At 35.6% G+C, this 23126-nt stretch carries 23 protein-coding genes and 1 tRNA gene; 10 read left to right on the top strand and 14 right to left on the bottom strand.

Going from position 1 to position 23126, the window contains the following annotated elements; translation table 11 throughout:
- Positions 1-57: 57 nt before the first annotated feature.
- The 5 genes from rsmI to recJ all read left to right on the top strand — a co-directional run bounded on the left by rsmI (position 58) and on the right by recJ (position 5257).
- The gene (gene rsmI / locus E0F89_RS02015) at positions 58-771 is read left to right on the top strand and encodes a 16S rRNA (cytidine(1402)-2'-O)-methyltransferase (protein WP_131908192.1); all 714 of its coding nucleotides are present in this window, start codon (positions 58-60) and stop codon (positions 769-771) included.
- A 2-nt stretch (positions 772-773) separates the two neighbouring features.
- The gene (locus E0F89_RS02010; RefSeq protein WP_131908191.1) at positions 774-1826 is read left to right on the top strand and encodes a flavin monoamine oxidase family protein; all 1053 of its coding nucleotides are present in this window, start codon (positions 774-776) and stop codon (positions 1824-1826) included.
- Positions 1827-1840: 14 nt separating this feature from the next.
- The gene (locus E0F89_RS02005) at positions 1841-2188 is read left to right on the top strand and encodes a HopJ type III effector protein (protein ID WP_131908190.1); all 348 of its coding nucleotides are present in this window, start codon (positions 1841-1843) and stop codon (positions 2186-2188) included.
- An 87-nt stretch (positions 2189-2275) separates the two neighbouring features.
- Positions 2276-3466, top strand: coding sequence for an ATP-binding protein (locus E0F89_RS02000; RefSeq protein ID WP_131908189.1), 1191 nt, complete (start codon positions 2276-2278; stop codon positions 3464-3466).
- 99 nt (positions 3467-3565) lie between these two features.
- Positions 3566-5257 (top strand): single-stranded-DNA-specific exonuclease RecJ, encoded by a 1692-nt coding sequence (gene recJ / locus E0F89_RS01995; protein ID WP_131908188.1) that lies wholly within the window; start codon positions 3566-3568, stop codon positions 5255-5257.
- Positions 5258-5536: 279 nt separating this feature from the next.
- On the opposite strand, the gene E0F89_RS01990 is transcribed toward recJ, so the two are convergent.
- The 3 genes from E0F89_RS01990 to E0F89_RS01980 form a co-directional block, all read right to left on the bottom strand.
- Positions 5537-6289, bottom strand: coding sequence for a UDP-2,3-diacylglucosamine diphosphatase (locus tag E0F89_RS01990; protein ID WP_131908187.1), 753 nt, complete (start codon positions 6287-6289; stop codon positions 5537-5539).
- A gap of 4 nt (positions 6290-6293) precedes the next feature.
- Positions 6294-6758: a 6-pyruvoyl trahydropterin synthase family protein gene (locus E0F89_RS01985; protein ID WP_131908186.1), complete on the bottom strand. Its 465-nt coding sequence runs from the start codon at positions 6756-6758 to the stop codon at positions 6294-6296.
- A gap of 316 nt (positions 6759-7074) precedes the next feature.
- A complete protein-coding gene (locus E0F89_RS01980; protein WP_131908185.1) occupies positions 7075-7842 on the bottom strand; it encodes an enoyl-CoA hydratase/isomerase family protein in 768 nt (255 codons plus the stop codon).
- Positions 7843-8055: 213 nt separating this feature from the next.
- On the opposite strand from E0F89_RS01980, the gene E0F89_RS01975 reads away from it, so the two are divergent.
- Together E0F89_RS01975 and E0F89_RS01970 are read left to right on the top strand one after the other, a co-directional pair.
- A tRNA-Ala gene (locus tag E0F89_RS01975) sits at positions 8056-8132 on the top strand.
- 48 nt (positions 8133-8180) lie between these two features.
- Positions 8181-8435, top strand: a complete 255-nt coding sequence (locus E0F89_RS01970; protein ID WP_131908184.1) for a GIY-YIG nuclease family protein — start codon at positions 8181-8183, stop codon at positions 8433-8435.
- A gap of 132 nt (positions 8436-8567) precedes the next feature.
- On the opposite strand, the gene mtgA is transcribed toward E0F89_RS01970, so the two are convergent.
- Together mtgA and E0F89_RS01960 are read right to left on the bottom strand one after the other, a co-directional pair.
- Positions 8568-9314: a monofunctional biosynthetic peptidoglycan transglycosylase gene (mtgA, locus tag E0F89_RS01965; RefSeq protein ID WP_131908183.1), complete on the bottom strand. Its 747-nt coding sequence runs from the start codon at positions 9312-9314 to the stop codon at positions 8568-8570.
- Positions 9314-10426 (bottom strand): NAD(P)/FAD-dependent oxidoreductase, encoded by a 1113-nt coding sequence (locus E0F89_RS01960; protein WP_131908182.1) that lies wholly within the window; start codon positions 10424-10426, stop codon positions 9314-9316. The genes mtgA and E0F89_RS01960 overlap by 1 nt, the downstream gene beginning before the upstream one ends.
- 236 nt (positions 10427-10662) lie before the next feature.
- Here E0F89_RS01960 and E0F89_RS01955 point away from each other — a divergent pair, with 236 nt between their 5' ends.
- Together E0F89_RS01955 and E0F89_RS01950 are read left to right on the top strand one after the other, a co-directional pair.
- Positions 10663-12564 (top strand): S9 family peptidase, encoded by a 1902-nt coding sequence (locus E0F89_RS01955; RefSeq protein WP_131908181.1) that lies wholly within the window; start codon positions 10663-10665, stop codon positions 12562-12564.
- Between the two features lie 114 nt (positions 12565-12678).
- The gene (locus E0F89_RS01950; protein WP_131908180.1) at positions 12679-15111 is read left to right on the top strand and encodes an ATP-binding response regulator; all 2433 of its coding nucleotides are present in this window, start codon (positions 12679-12681) and stop codon (positions 15109-15111) included.
- On the opposite strand, the gene E0F89_RS01945 is transcribed toward E0F89_RS01950, so the two are convergent.
- From E0F89_RS01945 to pdxA, 9 genes are all read right to left on the bottom strand, one after another.
- Positions 15108-16451: a sigma-54-dependent transcriptional regulator gene (locus E0F89_RS01945; protein ID WP_131908179.1), complete on the bottom strand. Its 1344-nt coding sequence runs from the start codon at positions 16449-16451 to the stop codon at positions 15108-15110. The two genes, E0F89_RS01950 and E0F89_RS01945, sit on opposite strands and share 4 nt — an antisense overlap.
- A 117-nt stretch (positions 16452-16568) precedes the next feature.
- Complete coding sequence (locus E0F89_RS01940) at positions 16569-16859, bottom strand: hypothetical protein (RefSeq protein WP_131908178.1); 291 nt, start codon at positions 16857-16859, stop codon at positions 16569-16571.
- Between the two features lie 33 nt (positions 16860-16892).
- Complete coding sequence (locus tag E0F89_RS01935) at positions 16893-17189, bottom strand: hypothetical protein (RefSeq protein ID WP_131908177.1); 297 nt, start codon at positions 17187-17189, stop codon at positions 16893-16895.
- Between the two features lie 264 nt (positions 17190-17453).
- Entirely contained in the window at positions 17454-18800 is a 1347-nt protein-coding gene (accC, locus tag E0F89_RS01930; protein ID WP_131908176.1) for an acetyl-CoA carboxylase biotin carboxylase subunit, read from the bottom strand.
- A gap of 98 nt (positions 18801-18898) precedes the next feature.
- A complete protein-coding gene (gene accB / locus E0F89_RS01925) occupies positions 18899-19378 on the bottom strand; it encodes an acetyl-CoA carboxylase biotin carboxyl carrier protein (RefSeq protein WP_131908175.1) in 480 nt (159 codons plus the stop codon).
- Positions 19379-19401: 23 nt separating this feature from the next.
- Entirely contained in the window at positions 19402-20400 is a 999-nt protein-coding gene (locus tag E0F89_RS01920; protein WP_131908649.1) for a beta-ketoacyl-ACP synthase III, read from the bottom strand.
- 173 nt (positions 20401-20573) lie between these two features.
- Entirely contained in the window at positions 20574-20768 is a 195-nt protein-coding gene (gene rpmF, locus E0F89_RS01915; RefSeq protein ID WP_007137315.1) for a 50S ribosomal protein L32, read from the bottom strand.
- A gap of 9 nt (positions 20769-20777) precedes the next feature.
- On the bottom strand, positions 20778-21320 hold the full coding sequence (locus E0F89_RS01910) for a YceD family protein (protein WP_131908174.1): 543 nt from the start codon (positions 21318-21320) through the stop codon (positions 20778-20780).
- A gap of 85 nt (positions 21321-21405) precedes the next feature.
- Positions 21406-22455, bottom strand: a complete 1050-nt coding sequence (gene pdxA / locus E0F89_RS01905) for a 4-hydroxythreonine-4-phosphate dehydrogenase PdxA (RefSeq protein WP_131908173.1) — start codon at positions 22453-22455, stop codon at positions 21406-21408.
- Between the two features lie 58 nt (positions 22456-22513).
- Here pdxA and E0F89_RS01900 point away from each other — a divergent pair, with 58 nt between their 5' ends.
- A complete protein-coding gene (locus tag E0F89_RS01900) occupies positions 22514-23104 on the top strand; it encodes a riboflavin synthase (RefSeq protein ID WP_131908172.1) in 591 nt (196 codons plus the stop codon).
- The last annotated feature ends 22 nt before the right edge of the window (positions 23105-23126 follow it).

Genomic DNA, 23126 nt, shown 5'->3' with positions numbered 1-23126 from the left:
ATCTACATTTGAACAAATACAGACTTTCTTAAAATTTTGTATTTAATTACTTTATCTATGTCAAAATTATACATCGTTCCTACGCCTATCGGCAATCTTGAAGACATGACTTTTCGGGCGATTCGGATTCTTAAAGAAGTCGATTTGATTCTCGCAGAGGACACACGTACGAGCGGAAAATTGTTAAAGCATTTCGAAATTGGTACCCACATGTATAGCCATCACATGCATAACGAGCACAAAACAATCGAGAATTTAATTTCGAGGTTGAAAGCCGGAGAAAACATCGCTTTGATCTCAGATGCTGGAACACCTGCCATTTCGGATCCTGGTTTTTTACTGACTCGCGCTTGTGTTGAAAATGGCGTAGAAGTAGAATGTTTGCCCGGCGCAACGGCTTTTGTTCCGGCATTAGTCAATAGTGGTTTACCAAATGATAAATTTGTTTTCGAAGGATTTTTGCCTGACAAAAAAGGGAAACAAACCCGTTATTTGGCTTTAGCCGAAGAAACCAGAACGATAATTTTATATGTTTCACCGCATAAATTACTAAAAACTTTAGCGGAATTTATTATTTATTTTGGTGAAGAAAGACCGATTTGTGTTTGTAGAGAATTATCAAAATTACACGAAGAAAATATTCGAGGTACGGTTCGCGAAGTTTTGACTCATTTTGAAAAAATAGCTCCAAGAGGAGAAATTGTTGTGGTTGTAGGTGGAAAACCAATAACTAAAGAACCCAAAAAATCAAAATTCTCAGCTGACGAATAATCATGAAAAAAGAAATAGTTATTCTGATTGGAGCTGGACTTTGTGGGCTTTATACTGCTTTTTTACTTCAAAAAAAAGGAATAGAAGTTCTGATATTGGAAGCTAATACCAGAATTGGAGGCCGCATAAAAACCATAACCGGAACAACAGCTGTCACGATGGAAATGGGTGCGACTTGGTTTGGAAATCAACACCGGCATCTTCTGGAGGTACTTCAAACTTTAGAACTCCCTTATTTTAGACAATATACAAAGGGCATTTCATTATTTGAAACGATGTCTTTTGTACCGCCACAGAAATTTGAAATATCAGATTCCGAAGAACCTTCTTTTCGCATTGAGGGCGGAACAGCAACACTAATTGAAAAATTAGTTTCTGAGATAGGCATGCAACATATTAAAACACAAACTAAAATAGTCGCAATAAAAGAACAAAATAATAAATTAATAGTAACGGATTCAAGCGGAAATAGTTATTCAGCCGATAAAGTAATTAGTACAATTCCACCCAATTTGCTTGTAAACTCGGTGATTTTCGAACCCAAATTACCTGATAATTTCACACAATTAGCTAAGAAAACGCACACTTGGATGGGCGAATCCATTAAATTCGCTGTAGAATATAAAACTCCTTTTTGGAAACAGAATAACTATTCTGGGACTTTATTCAGCCAAGCCAGTATCATTCAGGAAATGTATGATCATAGCAACGCCGATAACTCCGGTTTTGCATTGAAAGGTTTCCTAAACGGCGGAACCGCAGTCCTGTCTTTTGAAGAACGCAAAGAAAAAGTAATAGCGCAACTAACGACATTCTTTGGGCCAGAAGCTTCGGATTATGTAGCCTATTATGAGAACATTTGGAGGGAAGAACCGCTTACATTTCAGCCGTATGAACAACTCGTATTAGCGCACCAAAACAACGGACATTCGCTTTTCAAAACACCATTATTAAACGATAAATTATATGTTTCCGGAGCAGAAACAGCCACTCAAAACCCTGGTTATATGGATGGCGCTATTTTTGCCGCGAAAACAATTTCTTCTCAATTCTAACAATTAAAATTAATATGACTATAGCTGCTTTTTTAGAAAAATTAACACAAACTCCTGAAGCAATCGCATTTTCGGAAACCATTGCTACTATCGAAGAAAACTACGACTTTACACCCACAGCATTTGAGAACGGCTTGCAACACAATGCGGCTGGAGAAAATTCAGGATCTTGTAAATTATTTGCTTTCGCCGAAATTCAAAACTTATCGGAAGCAGAAACACTAGCCTGTTTTGGATCGTATTATTATGAAGATGTTTTGAAAAATCCAAACGGAACGGATCATCAAAACATTCGTAATTTTATGAAAACCGGTTGGGACGGAATTGCCTTCTATGGAAGTGCTTTAGTATTAAAAGTCTAAAATTGTTATTTCCACATAACAAAATATTGCAAAATCGTTATTTACATATAACATTTTTAAGTATATTTGTTATCTAAAATAAACAAAATGGAAGATTTACTATTGGAGTTTCAACAGAAAATTAATCGAATCTCTTTAGATTTTCAGCGGTATTTGATTAAAGAAGTTGACTGGAATAACCAATTAATCTCCATAAAAGGGGCAAGAGGTTCCGGAAAGACTACTTTGTTGTTGCAATACGCAAAGCAACATTTGAACCTCAAAACAAGTTTATTTGTGAGCTTGGACCATTTATTTTTCACTGAAAATACTTTAGTAGATTTAGCCAAAGATTTTTCTAAAATGGGAGGAAGTCATCTGCTTTTAGACGAAGTTCATAAATACCCCAACTGGTCGAGAGAGTTAAAGCTAATTTATGATGATGTTCCTGAATTGAAAGTGATATTCACCTCATCCTCGATGCTGGAAATATATAAATTTGAATCTGATTTGAGCAGACGTGCCGTAAGTTATAATTTGAAAGAGATGTCTTTTAGAGAATTTATTGTTTTTGAAACGGGTCTGGTTTTGAAATCGTATCCGTTAGAAGATATATTAGAAAATCATACTGAAATTACTAATTCACTTTTGCACCACTTAAAACCTATCCCGTTATTTATAAAATACCTCGAGTTTGGAGCGTATCCTTACTACAAAGAAAACAGTAAATTATATCATCAAAAATTAATAAACACCATTAATTTAATAATTGAAATCGACATTAATGCTGTAGATCATATTAGTTATGATTTGATTATAAAACTCAAAAAGCTCTTATTTGCTATTGCTACTAGCGCGCCTTTTACACCAAATATTACCAAATTGAGTGAGCGAATAGGCGCCTCCAGAGCAGTTTTGATTCAAGCTATAAAACAATTGGAAAGAGCGGGGTTAGTAAACGAACTGTATCGCCCTGCCAAAGGAATTGGCGTATTAACGAAACCCGAGAAATTGTTCTTAAACAACACTAATTTGATGTTTGCTATAGCAAAAAACAATACAAATGTGGGTAATTTAAGAGAGACTTTTTTTGTAAATCAATTCAAAAATATAGCAACAATACACTTGGCAGATTACGGTGATTTTTTGATCAATGAAAAATATACTTTTGAAATTGGAGGGAAGAACAAAACCCAAATACAAATTCACAACGTAAAAAACAGTTACATTGCTAAGGACAATATCGAAGTTGGAATTGGAAATATAATTCCTATTTGGCTCTTTGGTTTCCTATATTAATTATTCTAGACCCTTTAAAAAAAGTTTTTATCTTTATATAGCCGTTCGTGATTGATCCCATAAAAGAACTCTTTGTTACATCCCTAAACCAAAAACACTATGCGCTGGACCTTAAAACCAAAACCTTCCAAGGAGACTGTACAACATTTAGCGAAAGCATTAAATGTAGAAGATTTTGTGGCCACTTTATTAGTGCAGCGCGGTATTGAAACATTTGAGGATGCCAGACGTTTTTTTCGTCCGAGTTTAGAGGATTTGCACGATCCATACTTGATGAAAGATATGGAAAAGGCAGTGTTACGAATTGAAAAAGCGATAGAAAATGAAGAAAATATTCTTGTATTTGGAGATTATGATGTCGATGGAACCACTGCAGTTTCACTCGTTTCTTCCTATTTAAAAACCTATTATCCAAACGTGGCGACCTACATTCCGGATCGTTATGCCGAAGGTTATGGAATATCTTTTAAGGGAATTGACTTTGCTGATGATAATGGATTTACACTTATCATTGCTTTGGATTGCGGTATAAAATCCATCGATCATGTGGCTTACGCCAAAGCACGAAACATCGATTTCATCATTTGTGACCACCACAGACCAGGAGAATTCTTACCCGAAGCCATTGCCGTTCTCGACCCAAAACGTGACGATTGTACCTATCCCTATGATGAATTGTGCGGTTGCGGAATAGGTTTCAAATTGATTCAGGCTTTGGGCCAAAACCGAAATGAAACTATTGATGATTTAATTCCATATCTGGATTTAGTTTCGGCTGCGATTGCTGCTGATATCGTCCCGATGACCGGAGAAAATCGAGTGCTGGCTTATTTTGGATTGCAAGTCATCAATACTGATCCAAGACCGGGAATCAAAGCCATCATTCACCAAATAAAAAAACAAACATTAGATATTACCGATGTTGTTTTCATCATCGCACCGAGAATAAACGCTGCCGGACGTATCAAACATGGGAATCATGCGGTGGAATTATTAACCGAATTTAATTTTGAGCAAGCCCAGCAATTCGCCTCAGAAATTGAATCCTATAATTCGGAACGAAAGGATCTAGACAAATTAATCACCAAAGAAGCGTTACAACAAATTGAGGAAAATAATGAAAAAGAACGTTTTACCTCAGTTGTCTTTCAAGAAGATTGGCACAAAGGCGTCATTGGAATTGTCGCTTCCCGATTGATCGAAACCTATTATCGTCCGACGCTTGTTTTTACCAAAAGTGGCGATAAATATGCCGCATCGGCACGTTCCGTAAAAGGATTTGATGTCTATAATGCTCTCGAAGCCTGTACCGAACATTTGGAGCAATTTGGAGGTCACATGTATGCCGCAGGAATGACTTTAAAGGAAGAAAACTACCAAATCTTCAAAGATGCGTTCGAAAAAGAAGTCGAAAGAACGATTCATCCTGATATGCTAACTCCCGAAATTGCAGTTGATGCCGAAATTGACTTTGCAGATATTACTCCAAAATTAATCCGAATCCTGAAACAATTTGAACCTTTTGGACCACAAAATATGACTCCAATTTTCCTGACCAAAAACATCAAAGACACCGGTTATGGAAAACCTCTTGGACAGGATGAAGAACATTTAAAACTTTTTGTCAAACAAAATAACTCCCAAGGCCTTGCTGCGATTGGTTTTAATTTGGGAAACAAAATCGAGCTGATTACTCATCAAAAACCTTTTCAAGCCTTGTATTGCATCGATGAAAATGAATGGAAAGGCACATTAAGTTTGCAATTGCGACTGCGGGATATCAAGTTTTGATTGCGCTGCTATGAAAAATAGACGCGTACATGGCAGTACTTGTTCACACGAATTTTCTTTTTTGGCGTTGATTGTCCTTAAAAAGGAATATCAGTGCTATGGAGTAGAGCAATTCCGTATGGCAAACAAGCTCGATTTTAAGTCGTGTAGTAAAGACTTTTTCGTTATTGAATTGGCATTTACTAATCAAATCTCATTTTTTTTTGAGATGTTCGCTTTTTGCTATAAACGCTTAACTGGATTTGCAAAAGGATATACAGGAACATGAAAAGCGAATAATTAATACTCTTTAATTTCGAAATTATCGCCATCAAAAACGCCATAGGTAAAATATGAAATCCAGTCCCCAAGATTGACATATTCAGCATTTTCTCCTACGCTTACTTTCATGGGCAAATGTCGGTGACCAAAAATAAGGTAATTGTAGTGTTTGGTTTCCAGTTTTCTTTTGGAATAAAGAATCAGCCATTCATTGTCTTCGCCAAGAAAAGTCACATCTTCATCGCCAGAAATCAGTTTATTTTTTACGGAAAGATATTGCGCCAGTTTCACGCCAATATCGGGATGAAGCCATCTAAAAAGCCACTTAAAAAACGGATTTGTAAATATCTTTTTCATGCGTTTATATCCTAAATCGCCAGGACCTTTTCCGTCACCGTGGCCAATAAGAAATGTTTTGTCCCCAAAAGTGTATTCTTGATTGTCATGAAAAACAGGAATATTCAGCTCTTTCTGAAAATAGTCTTCCATCCATAAATCGTGGTTTCCCACGAAGAAATAAATAGGGATGCCGCTATCTCGGATTTCAGCGAGTTTGCCTAAAACACGAATAAACCCTTTTGGGACTACGGTTTTGTATTCGAACCAAAAATCGAATAAATCACCCAACAAAAAAATAGCTTCGGCATCGCATTTTACCTCATCAAGCCAAGCAACGAATTTCTGTTCTCTCGGAAAACTCAGTTCGGGTGTTGGTGCACCAAAATGCTGATCGGAGGCGAAATATATTTTTTTATTATTGGGTAATTGCATGAAGTTACAGTATGGATTTCATGTTATCACTGGCAAACCATTCTGCAAAAGAAGATTCGGTTTCCTGTAATTTTAGAGAAAAAAGAGTGATTCCTTGCGGTAATCTGTTGATGATTCTTTGCGAAAAATCTACTACCATATTTTCACTCGTTGGTTGGTAGTCTACCAATATAACGTGGTGTCCACGAGATATTAATTCATTTGCCAATTCGATATGCGGCGTTGTTCCGTTGAAAACGGTCGCATGGTCAAATTGATCTACAATTTCTTCTTTTACAATATGCTTTAAATCCGTGAAGTCAATTACCATTCCGAATTTCACATTGGAACGATCCGTAATTGGAGTTCCAATTACCGTTACTGACAATTTATAACTATGTCCGTGAACATTTTTACATTTCCCGTCATAGCCATATAAGGCGTGTCCGGTTTCGAAACTAAATTGTTTTGTAATTCTGATATTGCTCATCGGAGTATAATTTTGATGCAAATTTAGCAAATTGATATGAGAAATGGGATGTAAATTTGGGACAAACGATTTTCAGGGATTAACAACTGAGGAAGCGCAAAAAATGTAATAATTAAACCATTAAGAAAAATTAAGTTAAGGTCTGAATGAACCTTAATTTCATAATGGTAAAAAAAATAATTTGGATTACGCGGAGTTCTAGCCCTGATGGAAACGGCATCCTTTTTATAAGGTGATTTTTCTTCACCTTATAAAAAGATATAGTGAACAGCAGGAAATAGCTCCTGAAATAAATTCAGAATAAATCCTGAAAAAATTACTTTTTGAATTGAGACAACGCTTTTCTGGTAAAATCGGACAGCACCAATTTGCCCGAAATTGCGGCACGTTCCAACAGCAATGTGTCCCAATGTTGTGTTCCTTCCCACAAAACCTTTTTCATCTCCAGTAAAGCTTCGGGATTATAACTGGATAACTTAGCGCTGAAATCAGCTATTGCGGCATCCAATTCTTCGACGGTTTCGAAAGTATTGGCGTACAATCCTTTGGCTGCGGCCCAATCAGCTGTTTTCCATTCGTGAGCTGCTAAAGTCATTTCGGCCATAGCGGTCTTTCCGATTTTCTTAGAAACTGCGGGTTCTATCACAAATGGACCTATCCCAATAGCCAATTCTGAAAGTTTTATTGATGCGTTATTTGTCGCTAATGTATAATCACAGGCAGAAGCAATTCCTACGCCGCCGCCAACTGCTTTTCCGTGAATGCGACCCACAATAAGCTTGGAGCACGAACGCATGGCGTTGATTAAATGTGCAAAACCCGAGAAAAAATGGGCTCCTGCGGCTTCATCCGAAACGGCCAAAAGTTCATCAAAAGATGCGCCGGCACAAAAAGCACCCGAGCCTTCACTTTGAATAACGATCACCGAAACAGTTGGATTGGCACTTAAATTATTAATCTCAGTTGTGAGTCGGTCTAACAATTTTCTAGGAAAAGAATTACTTGAAGGATGACCAAATGTAACGGTTGCAATTTTATTTTCGATAGTTGTAACGAGCGAACCTATTGGGTTTTCTGATGGCATAGTGGTGATTTTGATGTAAAGTTAAAAAAAGTAAAGGAGGATTTAACTTTTTTTGAAATAGAATAGATTTGTATTTTGAAATTTGCTTTTTGGAAAATTTATATGTTATATTTGCGAACACGTTTGGGGGATTAGCTCATTTGGCTAGAGTATCCCGAAAGCTTTCGAGAAGGTGATTGGTTCGAAGTTCTTAGTTACTTATAAAATGATATTGGGGGATTAGCTCATTTGGCTAGAGTGCTTGCCTGGCAGGCAAGAGGTGACCGGTTCGAATCCGGTATTCTCCACCAGTAAAATCAAGCCTTACAGCAATGTGAGGCTTTTTTATTTTAAAGCCTATGTTTTATACGTATATCATTTTCTCTAATACTTTAGACAAATATTACACTGGTTCCTGTGAAAATATTGAAAATAGACTTAATGACCATTTAAATAGCAGAAGTGCTTACACAAAAGTGGCTAAAGATTGGATAATGGTTTATTTTGAAAGTTTTGATTCACGCTCATTGGCAGTACAAAGAGAAATGGAAATCAAAAAGAAGAAAAGTAGAAAATATATTGAATATTTAATATCAAAAGAATCATCTGAATAGAGTGTCCCGAAAGCGTTCGGGAAGGTGACCGGTTCGAATATCGTATTCTCCACAAACAAAAACCGTAAAATCTTTTAATTAAGATTTTACGGTTTTTTTATTTTACAATTGACATTTAGAATCAAAGAAATACTATTTCGAATAATCTATTTTACCAACAGTTCGCATTATACGCACAATTTTAGCTTTTCGTCTGTTGATATAAGAGGAAGAACTGGTCGCCGAATATTTTCTAGGATTGGGTAAAATTGCTGCAATTCCTGCAGCTTGCATCGGCGTGAGACTGGAAGCTCCTTTTCGATACCAATGTTCTGCGGCTGCCTGCGCTCCATAAACACCATTCCCCATTTCGATACTATTCAAGTACACTTCCATGATGCGTTCCTTTCCCCAAATGAGTTCAATCAGGACAGTAAAATAGGCTTCAAGTCCTTTTCTCAAATAACTTCGGCCTTGCCAAAGAAATACATTCTTGGCCGTTTGTTGTGATATGGTGCTTCCGCCTTTTATTCTTCGACCTCTTTCATTGCTTTTATACGCTTTTTGCATGGCGACAAAATCAAAACCATTGTGTTTCAGGAACGTTCCATCTTCACTGGCGATTACCGCTTTTTGAAGATTCATCGATATATTTTCAATTGGTTCCCAGTCGTGGCTGAAAAAAACTTCTTTACCTGCAGCTTTGTTTTCAATCGCGCGAATCACCATTAATGGTGTAAACGGAACCGGTACAAATTTAAAAAATATCACAAAAAATAGAGAGAGTCCGAAGAACCATAAAATGATTTTTAATAAAAAACGGGATAATTTACTCATAAAAGACCTTGATTGTTTTTTAACGGGTTGTCTTGATTTTCTTGGTGTTATTTTTGTTGCCATTATACTAAATCTGCTAATTCTGTTCCAATTAAACTGCCTATTGCCACTCCCATTCCGCCCAATCGTACTCCACAATAAACATTGTCAGACAGTTGCGAAACAATTGGATTTTTGCTGTTGCCAATGCCCATGATTCCGCTCCAGCGGTGTGCAATTTGGAAATCTTGCTGAGGCAAAATTACTTCTTTTAATAGTTGTTCCAATTTATTTTGTACAATTTCTGTTTGTCCAAATTCGGTCGTATTTTCCGCATCAAAATCCAGGTTTCTTCCACCGCCCAGTAGTATTCGGTCGCCAATATTCCTAAAATAATAATACCCTCTATCTAGGTGAAAAGTTCCTTTTATATCTAAATTTTTAATAGGTTCTGTAATTAAAACTTGCGCTCTGGCAGGCTTAACAGCACCATTTGTAATTGCGTTTGCAAAACCGTTCGTAGCAAACAGTATTTTTTTGGTATTGAAACTAAATTCACCAAGTGCCACTTCTACTCCATCTCCTTTGTCGAAATATGAGGTCACAGTTTGTTGGTTTAAAATTAAAATATTTTTAGATACCGCTTCTTTCAACAACGCCTGCATCATATTTCCGGTATCAATCTGTGCCTCAAAAGGATTAAAAACTAAATATTCCTGTATACCACCGAACCCAAATCGGTCAACTTCCTTGGCAAAAACATCCGCTTTAAAAAGTGGTCTTAAAATTTCATTGATAAACGGTAATTTTCCAACACACTCACTATAAAAACTTTCATCATCTTTTAAAAACAACTCATAACCCCCATATGGTTTGAAATCTATCGTTTCATCACTGAGTCTTTTTCGCAGCAATTGCAAACCTTTCCACCGTTTTTGCACCAGTTGAATCACTTCTTCCTCCGAGTGGGATTTTAAATCGTCAATGATTTCTGAAAGGCTACCAAAACATGCAAAACCGGCATTTTTAGTACTCGCACCTTGCGGCAGCATTCCTTTTTCCAAGACTAGAATTTTGCTTTCCGGGAATCTTTCGCTCAAGCGCAATGCAGCATGCAAGCCCACAATACCGCTTCCTACTATGGTATAATCGACATCAGTAAACCAATTTTTTACTTCCCAATAGCTCAAATCCATATCTAAATATTTTTTATAAAAATAATAATTTTTTGGATTTATTATGGATTTATTTCAGGAGCTAATCCCGCTATCCGTTGCAATCTTTCTAGTCCTAAACTTGTTTCAAGATCTTGAAACAAGTTTAGGACTAGAAAGGATTTCCACTTTTATCGGGGCTAAAAGCAAGTGTTAAAAACGAAAAAACATCAATTTAAATTGGCTAATTTTAGCATTCGAAAAAATCAATAATCACAATGAAAAAAATACTGTTTATACCCTTATTAATGATGAGTTTAACTGCAATGGCACAAAATGTAATGACTCCGGAACTGCTCTGGAAACTAGGAAGAGTAACTCCTTTAGGCATTTCCAAAGATGGGAAAAATGTAGTTTATAAAGTGACCACTCCTTCGGTGAAAGAAAACAAATCCGACTCAAAATTCTACATTTTACCCGTAAACGGAGGAAATCCAACTGAAGTAAAAGATACTAAAGAATTATTAAAAGATAAAAATGTTTCTCCAGACGGGAAATATATTGTGTACAATGAAGAAGTAAAAATCGAAAAAGTTCACGGAAAAGATTTTTATCCGGAACTGGAAAAATCAGACGTTCAAATCTACGACGGCTTGAATTACCGCCATTGGGACACTTGGAACGAAGGCAAATACAATCATGTTTTTTACAAAGAAAACAAAGAAGGCGCAACGGGAATTGACATTCTTAAAGGCGAAAATTTCGACAGTCCACAAAAACCTTTTGGTGGAGACGAAGATTACATTTGGTCGCCAGACAGCAAAAGCGTCTTGTACGTTAGCAAGAAAAAAGCAGGAACCGATTATGCTGTTTCTACCAACACCAATATTTTCGAATACAATCTGGAAACTGGAAAAACTAGCAATAGAACCGAAGAAAATCTAGGATATGATACGGCTCCACAATTTTCTCCAACCGGAAATTTGACTTGGTTGCAAATGAAACGTGACGGTTATGAAGCCGATAAAAATGACCTTATCGTGAGTTTCAAAGGAATGAAAATGAACTTAACGGCAAATTGGGACGGAACAGTTGACCATTTCATTTGGAGTCCTGACGGGAAAAAAATCTATTTTGTGGCGCCGATAGACGGAACCAAACAATTGTTTGAAGTTAATTTTCCAGGTCTGACCAAAATAGCAATCACTGTTCGCCAAATCACGACTGGAGAATTTGATGTCAATGATTTAGTTGGTTTTTCCGGTGATAACATTATCGTAACGAGAACCGATATGAATCATGCGGCGGAAATTTTTTCTTATAATTTAAAGAAAAACACATGGAAACAACTTTCGAATGTCAATTCGGCAATCTATAATTCTTTAGCGTTGAGCAAAACCGAAAGAAGATATGTAACGACGACGGACGGCAAAAAAATGTTAGTTTGGGTTGTTCTTCCGCCTAATTTTGATGCCACAAAAAAATACCCAACGCTTTTATATTGTCAAGGTGGACCACAATCTGCATTGACACAATTTTATTCCTACCGATGGAATTTACAGTTGATGGCTGCTAACGGGTATATTGTTGTGGCTCCAAACCGACGCGGAATGCCGGGTCACGGTGTAGAATGGAATGAGCAAATCAGCAAAGACTGGGGCGGACAAGTGATTGACGATTACCTCTCAGCGATTGATGATGTAGCGAAGGAAAAATATGTTGATGCAAATCGTTTAGGATGCGTTGGTGCCAGTTACGGCGGATATTCCGTTTTCTATTTAGCGGGAATTCACAACAACCGATTCAAAACGTTCATTGCCCACGATGGCGTTTTTAATACCCAAAGCATGTTTGGAACTACTGAGGAAGTTTTCTTTAGCAACTGGGATTTTGGTGGTGCGTATTGGGAGAAAGATAATGCTGTAGCTCAAAAAACGTACACGACATTCAACCCAATGACTTTGGTGGAAAAATGGAACAAACCTATTTTAATTATTCAAGGCGGAAAAGATTTTCGTGTACCAATAGGACAAGGTCAAGAAGCTTTTCAAGCAGCACAATTGCGTGGTATAAAAAGCAGATTCCTGTACTTTCCTGAAGAAAATCATTGGGTGCTGAAACCGCAAAATGCTCAGGTTTGGCAAGGTGAATTTTTCAGATGGCTGAAAGAAACCTTGTAATTTAGAACTTTTAAAAAAAACCAAACCTCACTCACCGGTGAGGTTTTTTTGTTACTGACAAAATATTTGGAATATCTTAACTTTAAAGCCTTTTCTAATTTTTATCTTTGAAAAATGGACAATAAAAAAAGCTACATTCCAATAAAAGTTTTCATCAGTTACCTAGTTTTAGTGCTGCTTTTTGGAAGCATCGGCTGGTTTCTATATTCTGAAAACAAGAGTTTTTCTCCAACTGAAAGAAGTTTTATAGAAAAAAACGGCTCCATTTTGAAAGTCAGCAATGTCTTATCAGATTTATACAAAACAGAAAGTCTGGCCAGAATCGCTATTCAGTCGGAATCCGAGAAAGATTTCAAAAATTATGTTGCAAAGACTACAGCGCTGAAAGTTGACATTGATTCCTTGAAAGCGGCGGTTTCTACTCCATATCAAATCACATTATTGGACAGTGTACAGGTTTTATTATCCAAAAAAATCCAGAACATTCAGCAATTAAAAGCTATAAAAAACAAAACCGAAGATGAAATTGCAGTCAGTAATGCCATCTCCGATCTGACAAAAATGGAATCTTCGATGCGGAAACTTCAATTAGAAGATTTTGTAAAAAACCCTGCAATGATGGGCGACTATGAGCGTAATGTACTCAAGAAATATGTTGCCTATCTCAATCAAAATATCCCTGATGACAGCACCAACACGTTAAGCAAAAAGGCATCTGATTCTATTTTATCAGTTTCAAAAATGTTGCTGAATGAAGTACAAAAAGAGACTGCGAATAAGAAAAAACTATTGAGCCTTGAGGAAAATAAATTGCTTCAAAACGAACTTTCAATCGCGGACCAATTGAGAAAAGTTCTAGGAATTATAGAACGGGAAATTATTCTTAACACCACCAAAAGCTATTTAGGAAGAGAAAAATCTTTAAAAAAAACCAATCAAATTGTTACTACAGCAGCAATAATTGGGTTACTGTTGACATTATTTTTTCTGATTTTAATATTGAATGATTTTTCTAAGACACAATCGTATAAGAAACAATTGGAAGCTGCAAATCTTAAGGCTAAAAAATTACTTACCAGCAGAGAGCAACTTATTTCAACGGTAAGCCATGATTTAAAGACTCCATTAAGTACTATTATTGGGTATACTGAACTGCTTGGTAATTCAGATTTAAACACCAAACAATTGCATTTTACCAAGAATATTAAAGGTTCCTCCGATTATATTTCAAAACTGGTTCAGGACTTATTGGACTTCACACAAATCGAAGCCGGGAAAATTTCTATTGAAAAATTTGCGTTCTCTTTACCCGATATCATCACCGAAGTAAGCAACAGTATTCAATCTGTTTACATTCAAAAACCGATACAACTCGTCACTGAAATTGATCATAAACTACACCAAAAAATAATTGGTGATCCGTTTCGCTTAAGACAAATATTGTCTAATATCATAGGGAATGCTTTCAAATTTACCGAAGAAGGATTTATAAAAATTGAAGCTAAAGTTCATTCAGAAACCAATACAATTATTATATTAATAGAAGATTCCGGTATTGGAATTGCAGAAAAGAACCAACAATTAATTTTCGAAGAATTTACACAAGCCGATGAAAAAATAGAAAAAAAATATGGTGGAACAGGTTTGGGTCTTACGATTTCTAAAAAAATGGTCGGTATTTTAGGCGGTGAATTGCATTTGAAAAGTAAACTGGGAACAGGAAGTATTTTTGAAATCCAAATTCCGTTACTATTTGATACGCAATTATCTCGTGATGAAACAGGAATCGAAATCTCAAAAAAGAAATACACCGCTATTATTATTGATGACGATCAAAGTTTATTGCAGTTGACCACAGAAGTATTGCGCCAGCAGCAGTATCTTGTTTTCCATTTTGACAAGGCACAGGATGCGCTTTCTTGGATAAAAAACAACGCTTTCGACTTCATCATTACTGATATACAAATGCCAGTTATGGATGGTTTTTCATTTTTGAAAGAATTACAAAATAAAACCATCTCCAATTATGACAACCAACCGGTCATTGCGGTAACCGGAAGAAATGATATCGATTTAGAACACTACAAAAATTCTGGATTTACAACCGTTATCAGGAAACCTTATACTCCAAAAACTGTTTTGGCAACCATCAAAGCTATACTCGATAATAGTGAAATTCCAGTTGTTTTACCTGCGATGAATCATCCTAAAAACACAGCAAAAACATATACATTGAAATCGCTGAAATCATTTTTATCTGATGATAAAGAAGCTTTGAAAGAAATTTTAGAATCGTTTATAAAAAATACAATAGAAAGTTTAAATGAATTAGAACAAGCTTCGACTGACAGCAATTTTGAGGAAATAAAAAATATAGCCCATAAAATGAATCCAATGTTTAAGCAGATAAAAGCATTGGATGTTAGTACTATTTTAGACCAATTGGAACTTGAAGATCTTTCCTTGGATGAAATTAAAAAAGCTGTTTCCAATTTAAAAAATAAAATAACAGCTCTTTTTGTATATCTGGAAAAGGAAAAAAATTAATTAATATTGTACAATTTCAATTTATTGTACAACGTTTTTCTGTTGATTCTAAGCAATTTTGCCGCCTCCGTTTTATTATTATTCGTTTTATTTAAAGCTTCCATTATCGTTTCTTTTTCATTTTCTGACAAAGAAAAATCAGTGGTTATTTTTTCTTCATTTTGAAAAAATTCTGCTGGAAGCGCCGCTTTTTCAACAAAATCTCCTTGTGTCAAAAGTGTCGCTCTTTTGATAGAGTTTTGAAGTTCCCTAAGATTTCCCGGCCATCTGTAATTTTGAAAAATAGCCATCACTTCAGATGAAAATCCGAGGACATTTTTGTTTAATTCCTGATTTGATTTTTCCAAAAAAAAATCTGAAAAGAGCATTAAATCTTCATTCCTTTCTGTTAACGAAGGCGAATGAATAGAGAATTCGTTGATTCTGTGATACAAATCTTCGCGGAAATCACCTCTTTTTACTGCTTCGCGCAAATCTTCATTTGTTGCGGTAATAATCCTGATATCGACATCGATTTCTTTATTACTGCCCACGGGTTTAATTTTTCTTTCCTGTAAAGCGCGTAGCAGTTGAATTTGGTTTTCATAAGAAAGATTTCCTATTTCATCCAAGAATATGGTTCCTCCATTTGCTGCTTCAAAAAAACCGATTTTATCCTGAATTGCACCGGTAAAAGATCCTTTTACATGTCCAAAAAATTCACTCGCAGCCAACTCTTTTGGAATGGAACCGCAATCAACCGCAATGAAATTAGTGTTTTTTCTCGAGCTGTTTTCATGAATACTTTTGGCAATCACTTCTTTTCCCGTTCCGCTTTCGCCGATAATTAAAACCGACATATTTGTTGGACTGACCAATTGGATGTATTCAGTAAGTTTTTGGGAAGCTTTAGAAATTCCCTTAACAAATTTATTTTCTGTTTTTTTTGTTGCTTGCTTTGTACTTTTAGAAATTGAAGCAACTTTATTTGGTTCTTTATTATCCAAATGCAAGGCATTATTGATAACCAAAAGCACTTCTTCTGGATTGAAAGGCTTGGAGATATAATCTGCCGCGCCATTTTTTATCGCTTTTACTGCAGTACTCACATCCGAATATCCTGTCATTAACAACACTGGAATAGCAGGGTGAGTAGCTTTTATTTCGGTCATAAGTAAGATTCCATCATAATCAGGAAGCCTTAAATCCGTGATAATTAGATCAAATTCAGTACTTTTTATTTTAGATTTCGCTTCTGCAGCTGAAAATGCTGTCGTCACCTCAAAGGATTTTTTTATCAGAAATTTTTCTAATAATTTACAAAAAGCTACATCATCTTCAATCAATAAAATTTTAGTCATTACTTTTTAACTTTAATGCTAAAATAAAGTTATTTAAATTGTATTCTCATAATTTTTTGCAAAAAAAAGAGAGACTGTTAAAACAATCTCTCTTTTAAAAATAAAAATTTCCCCAAATTATTTATTTATCCAGTTTCCAGCAGCATCCGCGTAAACAGTAGCTTTTTGGTCTTTAACTGTGATTTCTAGGTTATATTCTTTTTTTTCATTGATGTATGCTTTCCCTAGAACTGCTCCAGGATAGGCAGTTTCCAAAGCTTTTTTTACTGCATCAGGAACTGTTTCAACTTCAATATATCCTTCTTGAAAAACTGAAAGTTGATTTTGTACCTGCTCTGTTGGAACTTCTCCCGCATAACTTGATAAACTTCCTAAAACGATTGCTGCTGATAAGAGTAACTTTTTCATACTATTTTATTTTAATTGCTATTATTTAATCTTTTATTTCTGAATCCATTTTCCTGTTTCATCTGCAAACAGATTTCCTTTTTTGTCTCCAACAGTAATATCTAATTTGTACTCTTTTTGGGCATTGATATATGCTTTGTCTAAAATCGCACTAGGATAAGCTGCTTTCAAAGCCTCAGTTATAGCCACTGGAACTTCTTCAAGTTTCACTTCGGTGTATTCTTCTTGAATTGTTACCGTTTTTGTAACCTCATTGGTATTTGGAACTGAAGTTGCATAAGTTGATAAACTCCCTAAAACGATTGCTGCGGATAAAAGTAATTTTTTCATGATATGTGTTTTAAATTATTTACTTGTTATTGTTGTCTAGTATAATAGAATAATCATACCATTCTTAAAACGCTACCCAAAAAAGCCATAACCTCTTTAAAAACAACGCTTTTTAAAATTCAATCATTTTTTTATTTGGGAAAAGTGAGTATTCAAATGAGTAACATGTATAATTTTTACACAAAAACAGGTCGCATCTGAAACTGTTTTAAACAAAAAAAACCTTGCAGTGATGCAAGGTTCTTTAACGTAATTGTATAATTTCTATTCTGGATCGTTCATTTTGAAAGTATCCATAAATGCAGTTGTATAATCTCCTGATATGTAACGAGGATCATCCATTAACTGTCTGTGAAAAGGAATGGTTGTTTTTATACCTTCGATTACAAATTCATCTAAAGCTCTTCTCATCTTGCTAATTGCCTCTTCACGAGATTGAGCTGTTGTGATAAGTTTTGCAATCATTGAATCATAATTTGGCGGAATAGTATAACCGGAATACACATGTGTATCTAAACGTACACCGTGTCCTCCTGGCATATGCAACGTAGTGATTTTTCCTGGAGAAGGACGGAAATCATTGTAAGGATCTTCCGCGTTAATACGACATTCAATTGCATGTAATTGAGGCAAATAATTTCTTCCTGAAATCGCTACTCCAGCTGCAACAAGAATTTGCTCACGAATTAAATCATAATCAATAACCTGCTCTGTAATAGGATGCTCAACTTGGATACGCGTATTCATTTCCATGAAGTAGAAATTACGGTGTTTATCCACCAAAAATTCTACCGTTCCTGCACCTTCATACTTAATATATTCCGCCGCTTTAACCGCTGCTTCCCCCATTTTATGACGCAATTCTTCGGTCATAAACGGAGATGGAGTTTCTTCAGTTAATTTTTGATGACGTCTTTGTACAGAGCAGTCTCTTTCAGAAAGGTGACATGCTTTACCGTAGGCATCACCAACAACTTGGATTTCGATATGACGAGGCTCTTCGATTAATTTCTCCAAATACATTCCGTCATTTCCAAAAGCTGCAGCAGATTCCTGACGTGCACTTTCCCAAGCTTTCAATAATTCGTCTTCTTTCCAAACCGCACGCATTCCTTTTCCTCCACCACCAGCAGTCGCTTTAAGCATTACCGGAAAACCAAAATCTTTTGATAATTGTAAGGCTTGGTCATACGATTCTAAAATTCCAACAGAACCAGGAACACAAGGAACGCCTGCTTCAATCATAGTTGCTTTTGCGGAAGCTTTGTCTCCCATTCGATCAATCATTTCAGGAGAAGCTCCAATGAATTTGATTCCATGTTCTTGACAAATTTTAGAAAATTTAGAATTTTCAGAAAGAAATCCGTATCCTGGATGTATTGCATCTGCATTTGTAATTTCGGCAGCGGCAATTATATTCGACATCTTCAAATAGGACAAGTTGCTTGGAGGTGGTCCTATACAAACCGCTTCATCAGCAAACTTAACATGTAGACTTTCGGCATCAGCAGTAGAATAAACAGCAACTGTTTTGATACCCATTTCCTTGCACGTTCTAATTACTCGTAACGCAATTTCCCCTCTATTTGCAATTAATATTTTTTTAAACATCTTATTTTGAAATTTTAAATGTTGAATTTTAAATTTTAAATTATTTCAAATAACGAAAACTCATCATTCAAAATTTATAATTTATAATTTATAATTTCTTATGATGGATCTACTAAGAATAAAGGTTGGTCAAATTCAACTGGCGACATATCGTCAACCAATATTTTTACAATTTTACCAGAAACTTCAGATTCAATTTCATTAAATAATTTCATGGCTTCGATTACACAAAGTACGTCACCTTTAGAAATTGTTTTACCTACTTCAACAAACATTGGTTTATCCGGAGATGGTTTTCTATAAAAAGTTCCAATGATTGGTGATTTTATAGTGATATAATGAGCGTTTTCTACTACAGGAACTTCTGGAGCAGCTGCTACCGGAGCAATTTGCTGAGGAACTGCCGCTTGCTGAAGTGGTGCTTGAGCAGGCATTTGCTGAACATACGTGGTTTCTGTTACATTTCCTTCTAAAGTTGTTCTGATAGTGATTTTTACATCATCCATCTCTAACTTAACTTCTGCAACTCCTGAATTTGCTACAAACTTGATAAGATTTTGAATTTCTTTTAAATCCATAATTATTTGTTTTTAGTTTAAATTTATTTTTTATCGTAGGCCCATTTTAGATAAATGGATCCCCATGTGAATCCACCTCCAAAAGCAGCAAAAATTATCGTATCTCCTTTTTTGAATACATGCTCAAAATCGCTAAGTACTAGTGGTAAAGTAGCCGAAGTGGTGTTTCCGTATTTTTCGATATTCATTAGCACTTTAGAATCTTCTAAATTCATTCTGTTTGCCGTGGCATCAATAATACGTTTGTTAGCCTGATGAGGAACTAACCAATCTACGTCTTCATTTGTCAAATTATTTCTTTTCAGAAGTAATTCGCTAGAATCAGCCATATTAGTTACTGCATACTTAAACACTGTTTTGCCATCCTGGATAATATTATGTTTGTTTTCTTTTACCGTATCATAAGATGTAGGATTAAGTGAACCTCCCGCGTCGATTTTCAAAAAATCCCTGCCAATTCCGTCACTGCGAAGGTATTCATCTTGCAATCCCAATCCTTCATAGTTAGGTTCAAATAAGACCGCACCAGCGCCATCCCCAAAAATAATGCAGGTTGATCTATCGGTATAATCGACAATAGAAGACATTTTATCAGCACCAATTAAGAGTACCTTCTTATATCTGCCGGATTCTATATAAGCCGCAGCGGTTGACATTCCGAATAAGAAACTGGAACATGCAGCCTGTAAATCATAAGCAAAAGCATTTGTCGCTCCAAGTTGCGTTGCAACATATACTCCTGTAGAAGCTACCGGCATATCTGGTGTGGCAGTTGCCATTATCAACAAATCTATCTCCAGAGGATCAATATTAGCTTTAGCTAATAAATCTTGTGCGGCTTTTATTGCTAAAAAAGAAGTTCCTTTATCTTGGTCTTTAAGGATTCTTCTTTCTTTTATTCCTGTCCGAGAGGTTATCCACTCGTCATTGGTATCCACCATTGTTTCAAGCGCTTTGTTTGTCAAAACAAAATCTGGTACATAGGCTCCAACAGCGGTTATTGCGGCAGTGATTGTATTCATTTTATGCGATTGTTTTTTGTCAAATGTTGCCATTTGAAAAATTTTTAAAAGACGTGAAAATTACAAAAAAAATTCCATTCTCTTTGTTTTGAAACTTCTTATTTAATTTAAATTATAAACAACAAAAAAACTCTCACGATGTGAGAGTTCGAATATCATTTACAAAAAATGTATTAAGCAACAGCTACAGACTTATCTATAACAACTTGCCCTCTGTAGTACATTTTCCCTTCATGCCAATAAGCTCTGTGGTACAAATGTGCTTCTCCAGTGATTGGACAAGTAGCAATCTGTGCTACAGTTGCTTTGTAATGTGTTCTTCTTTTATCTCTTCTTGTTTTGGAGATTTTTCTCTTAGGATGCGCCATTTTACTATATTATTTATCCGTTAATAGTTGCTTTAATTTGTCCCAACGCGGGTCAATATTTTCTTCTTCTTTAATTACTTTTTTTTCTTCTTTTACTGCCAATTCATTAAGCTTTGTTAAGGCTTCCGTCTTTAAACTTCCGTCTTTTATGCCTGGATGAACTCGTCTTAGAGGGACTGATAGAACAATCATTTCATAGATATATTGTGCAACATCTATTTCAAATTCGCCATGAGGTAAAATTAACAATTCCTCATTTTCATTATTGAACTCTTCTCCAAAACGAACGATTAATTTCATTTTACCTTTAATTGGCAAATCAAAATCTTCGCTGGTAAGATCACAAGGTACATTTACAGTACCTTTATGTTTAAAACTCAGCTCTAACAGCGTACTTTTTTTCTCTAAAACTACATTTACTTTGATATTTGAATCATGATATTCATTATAATCAAAGATTTCAAAGAACGCATTACTGATTTGATACTCAAAATGATGTTTCCCTAGCTTTAATCCTATAAAAGGAATTAAATATTCTTTTGTGTTCTTCATTTCAACAACAATTTGCCCCTAAACTTCGGGAGTGCAAAGATATAAAATTATTGCAAATCTAATAATGTTATTCACTTTTTTTTGTTCACAACTGTTTTTCTTTTGTTTTCAATGGTCTGGCACTAATTTCTGTGTGTTGACTTCTGGAATGATAAATGTCTATCGCCAGATATACCGCCTCTTTAAACGAGTTGAAATCGGCAATTCCCTTGCCTGCGATATCATAAGCTGTACCATGATCCGGTGAGGTTCTTATTTTATTTAAACCCGCAGTATAATTGACTCCTTTACCGAATGACAGTGTTTTAAAAGGAATCAATCCCTGATCGTGATAGGTCGCAATAATAGCATCAAATTTCTCATATTGATTGCTTCCAAAAAACCCATCAGCAGCAAAAGGCCCAAAAACTAAGGTCCCTTTATCAAATATTTTCTTCAATGCTGGCTTTAGTATCGTATCATCCTCCTTACCGATAACTCCTCCATCACCGCAATGCGGATTCAGTCCTAACACCGCAATTTTAGGTTTGTTAATACTAAAGTCCTGTATTAATGATTGTTTGACTGTTTGAATTTTTCTTATAATCAACTCCTCCGTAAGATGCGAAGCTACCTCGTTTATCGGAATATGATCCGTCAATAATCCTACCCTCAAATTATCCTGAACCATCAGCATTAAGGCATTTCCTTCCAACTCTTGATCTAAATAATCAGTATGCCCAGGAAACTTAAATTCTTCGGACTGAATATTGTATTTATTTATTGGAGCCGTTACTAGCACATCCACGTGACCTTCTTTCAAAGCTTTGGTGGCAGCAACAAATGACTTTATAGCATATTCTCCCGCTTTAGGATCATTTGTCCCAAGATTTAAATCTACACCTTCTTTCCAAAGATTCAAAACATTAATCTTCCCAGCTACAATTTGGTCTAGTTTGTCGATTCCATGCAACAAAGAGGCAGATGGAAAACTTTTTTTCACAAAAGACAACAACTTAACATTAGCAAAGATGACAGGAGTACACAATTCCAACATTCGAGCATCCTCAAATGTTTTTAGAACAACTTCGCTTCCAATACCGTTCAAATCTCCTATAGAAATTCCGACGATTATATTTTCTGCTTTTTTCATCATGACATACCGTTATTTATTGCTAATTTTGAAGTGCAAATTTAGTAAAATAAAACAAGAAATGTTTACAGGAATCATAGAAACCCTTGGAACTATCCAAGAAATAAAAAAAGAGAAGGCTAATGCGCATATCACCATTAATTCATCGATTACCGGCGAACTTCAAATAGACCAAAGTGTCGCCCATAACGGAATATGCCTCACGGTTGTCGCCATAAACGACACCTCCTACACTGTAACCGCAATAGATGAAACCATAAAAAAAACAAACCTAGCAGACTGGAAAGTGGGCGACAGCGTCAATCTTGAAAGAGCAATGAAATTGGGCGACAGACTTGACGGACACATTGTCCAAGGACATGTGGACCAAACAGGAACCTGCATCACCGCCGAAGAGACAAACGGCAGCTGGTTTTACACTTTTGAATATGATGAAATGTCAAACAACATTACCATCGAAAAAGGATCTATTACAGTCAACGGAGTGAGTTTAACAGTCGTGAACTCAAAGAAAAATCAGTTTAGTGTAGCTATAATACCATATACTCATGAACACACTAATTTCAAAAATTTTGAAGTGGGCACGATAATAAACCTGGAATTTGATGTCATCGGAAAATATGTTTCCCGATTATACGGCAACAGTAAATAATTCAATCTTATTTAAAAAAGAA

Origin of the sequence: Flavobacterium caseinilyticum (assembly GCF_004349085.1) — a bacterium.
Lineage (GTDB): Bacteria > Bacteroidota > Bacteroidia > Flavobacteriales > Flavobacteriaceae > Flavobacterium > Flavobacterium caseinilyticum.
Note: the sequence above shows the minus strand (reverse complement) of the source record. Positions and strands in the feature narration are given on the sequence as shown.

What these genes read in the sequence shown, in the direction of transcription:
- accC (WP_131908176.1), bottom strand. Translation starts at nt 18,800, where the DNA reads ATGTTTAAAAAAATATTAATTGCAAATAGAGGGGAAATTGCGTTACGA.
- rsmI (WP_131908192.1), top strand. Translation starts at nt 58, where the DNA reads ATGTCAAAATTATACATCGTTCCTACGCCTATCGGCAATCTTGAAGAC.
- E0F89_RS01940 (WP_131908178.1), bottom strand. Translation starts at nt 16,859, where the DNA reads ATGAAAAAGTTACTCTTATCAGCAGCAATCGTTTTAGGAAGTTTATCA.
- E0F89_RS02000 (WP_131908189.1), top strand. Translation starts at nt 2,276, where the DNA reads ATGGAAGATTTACTATTGGAGTTTCAACAGAAAATTAATCGAATCTCT.
- E0F89_RS01955 (WP_131908181.1), top strand. Translation starts at nt 10,663, where the DNA reads ATGAAAAAAATACTGTTTATACCCTTATTAATGATGAGTTTAACTGCA.
- E0F89_RS01970 (WP_131908184.1), top strand. Translation starts at nt 8,181, where the DNA reads ATGTTTTATACGTATATCATTTTCTCTAATACTTTAGACAAATATTAC.
- E0F89_RS01960 (WP_131908182.1), bottom strand. Translation starts at nt 10,426, where the DNA reads ATGGATTTGAGCTATTGGGAAGTAAAAAATTGGTTTACTGATGTCGAT.
- E0F89_RS02010 (WP_131908191.1), top strand. Translation starts at nt 774, where the DNA reads ATGAAAAAAGAAATAGTTATTCTGATTGGAGCTGGACTTTGTGGGCTT.
- E0F89_RS01935 (WP_131908177.1), bottom strand. Translation starts at nt 17,189, where the DNA reads ATGAAAAAATTACTTTTATCCGCAGCAATCGTTTTAGGGAGTTTATCA.
- E0F89_RS01900 (WP_131908172.1), top strand. Translation starts at nt 22,514, where the DNA reads ATGTTTACAGGAATCATAGAAACCCTTGGAACTATCCAAGAAATAAAA.
- E0F89_RS01945 (WP_131908179.1), bottom strand. Translation starts at nt 16,451, where the DNA reads ATGACTAAAATTTTATTGATTGAAGATGATGTAGCTTTTTGTAAATTA.
- E0F89_RS01980 (WP_131908185.1), bottom strand. Translation starts at nt 7,842, where the DNA reads ATGCCATCAGAAAACCCAATAGGTTCGCTCGTTACAACTATCGAAAAT.
- accB (WP_131908175.1), bottom strand. Translation starts at nt 19,378, where the DNA reads ATGGATTTAAAAGAAATTCAAAATCTTATCAAGTTTGTAGCAAATTCA.
- rpmF (WP_007137315.1), bottom strand. Translation starts at nt 20,768, where the DNA reads ATGGCGCATCCTAAGAGAAAAATCTCCAAAACAAGAAGAGATAAAAGA.
- E0F89_RS01920 (WP_131908649.1), bottom strand. Translation starts at nt 20,400, where the DNA reads ATGAATACAATCACTGCCGCAATAACCGCTGTTGGAGCCTATGTACCA.
- recJ (WP_131908188.1), top strand. Translation starts at nt 3,566, where the DNA reads ATGCGCTGGACCTTAAAACCAAAACCTTCCAAGGAGACTGTACAACAT.
- E0F89_RS01910 (WP_131908174.1), bottom strand. Translation starts at nt 21,320, where the DNA reads ATGAAGAACACAAAAGAATATTTAATTCCTTTTATAGGATTAAAGCTA.
- E0F89_RS01950 (WP_131908180.1), top strand. Translation starts at nt 12,679, where the DNA reads ATGGACAATAAAAAAAGCTACATTCCAATAAAAGTTTTCATCAGTTAC.
- mtgA (WP_131908183.1), bottom strand. Translation starts at nt 9,314, where the DNA reads ATGGCAACAAAAATAACACCAAGAAAATCAAGACAACCCGTTAAAAAA.
- pdxA (WP_131908173.1), bottom strand. Translation starts at nt 22,455, where the DNA reads ATGATGAAAAAAGCAGAAAATATAATCGTCGGAATTTCTATAGGAGAT.
- E0F89_RS01985 (WP_131908186.1), bottom strand. Translation starts at nt 6,758, where the DNA reads ATGAGCAATATCAGAATTACAAAACAATTTAGTTTCGAAACCGGACAC.
- E0F89_RS02005 (WP_131908190.1), top strand. Translation starts at nt 1,841, where the DNA reads ATGACTATAGCTGCTTTTTTAGAAAAATTAACACAAACTCCTGAAGCA.
- E0F89_RS01990 (WP_131908187.1), bottom strand. Translation starts at nt 6,289, where the DNA reads ATGCAATTACCCAATAATAAAAAAATATATTTCGCCTCCGATCAGCAT.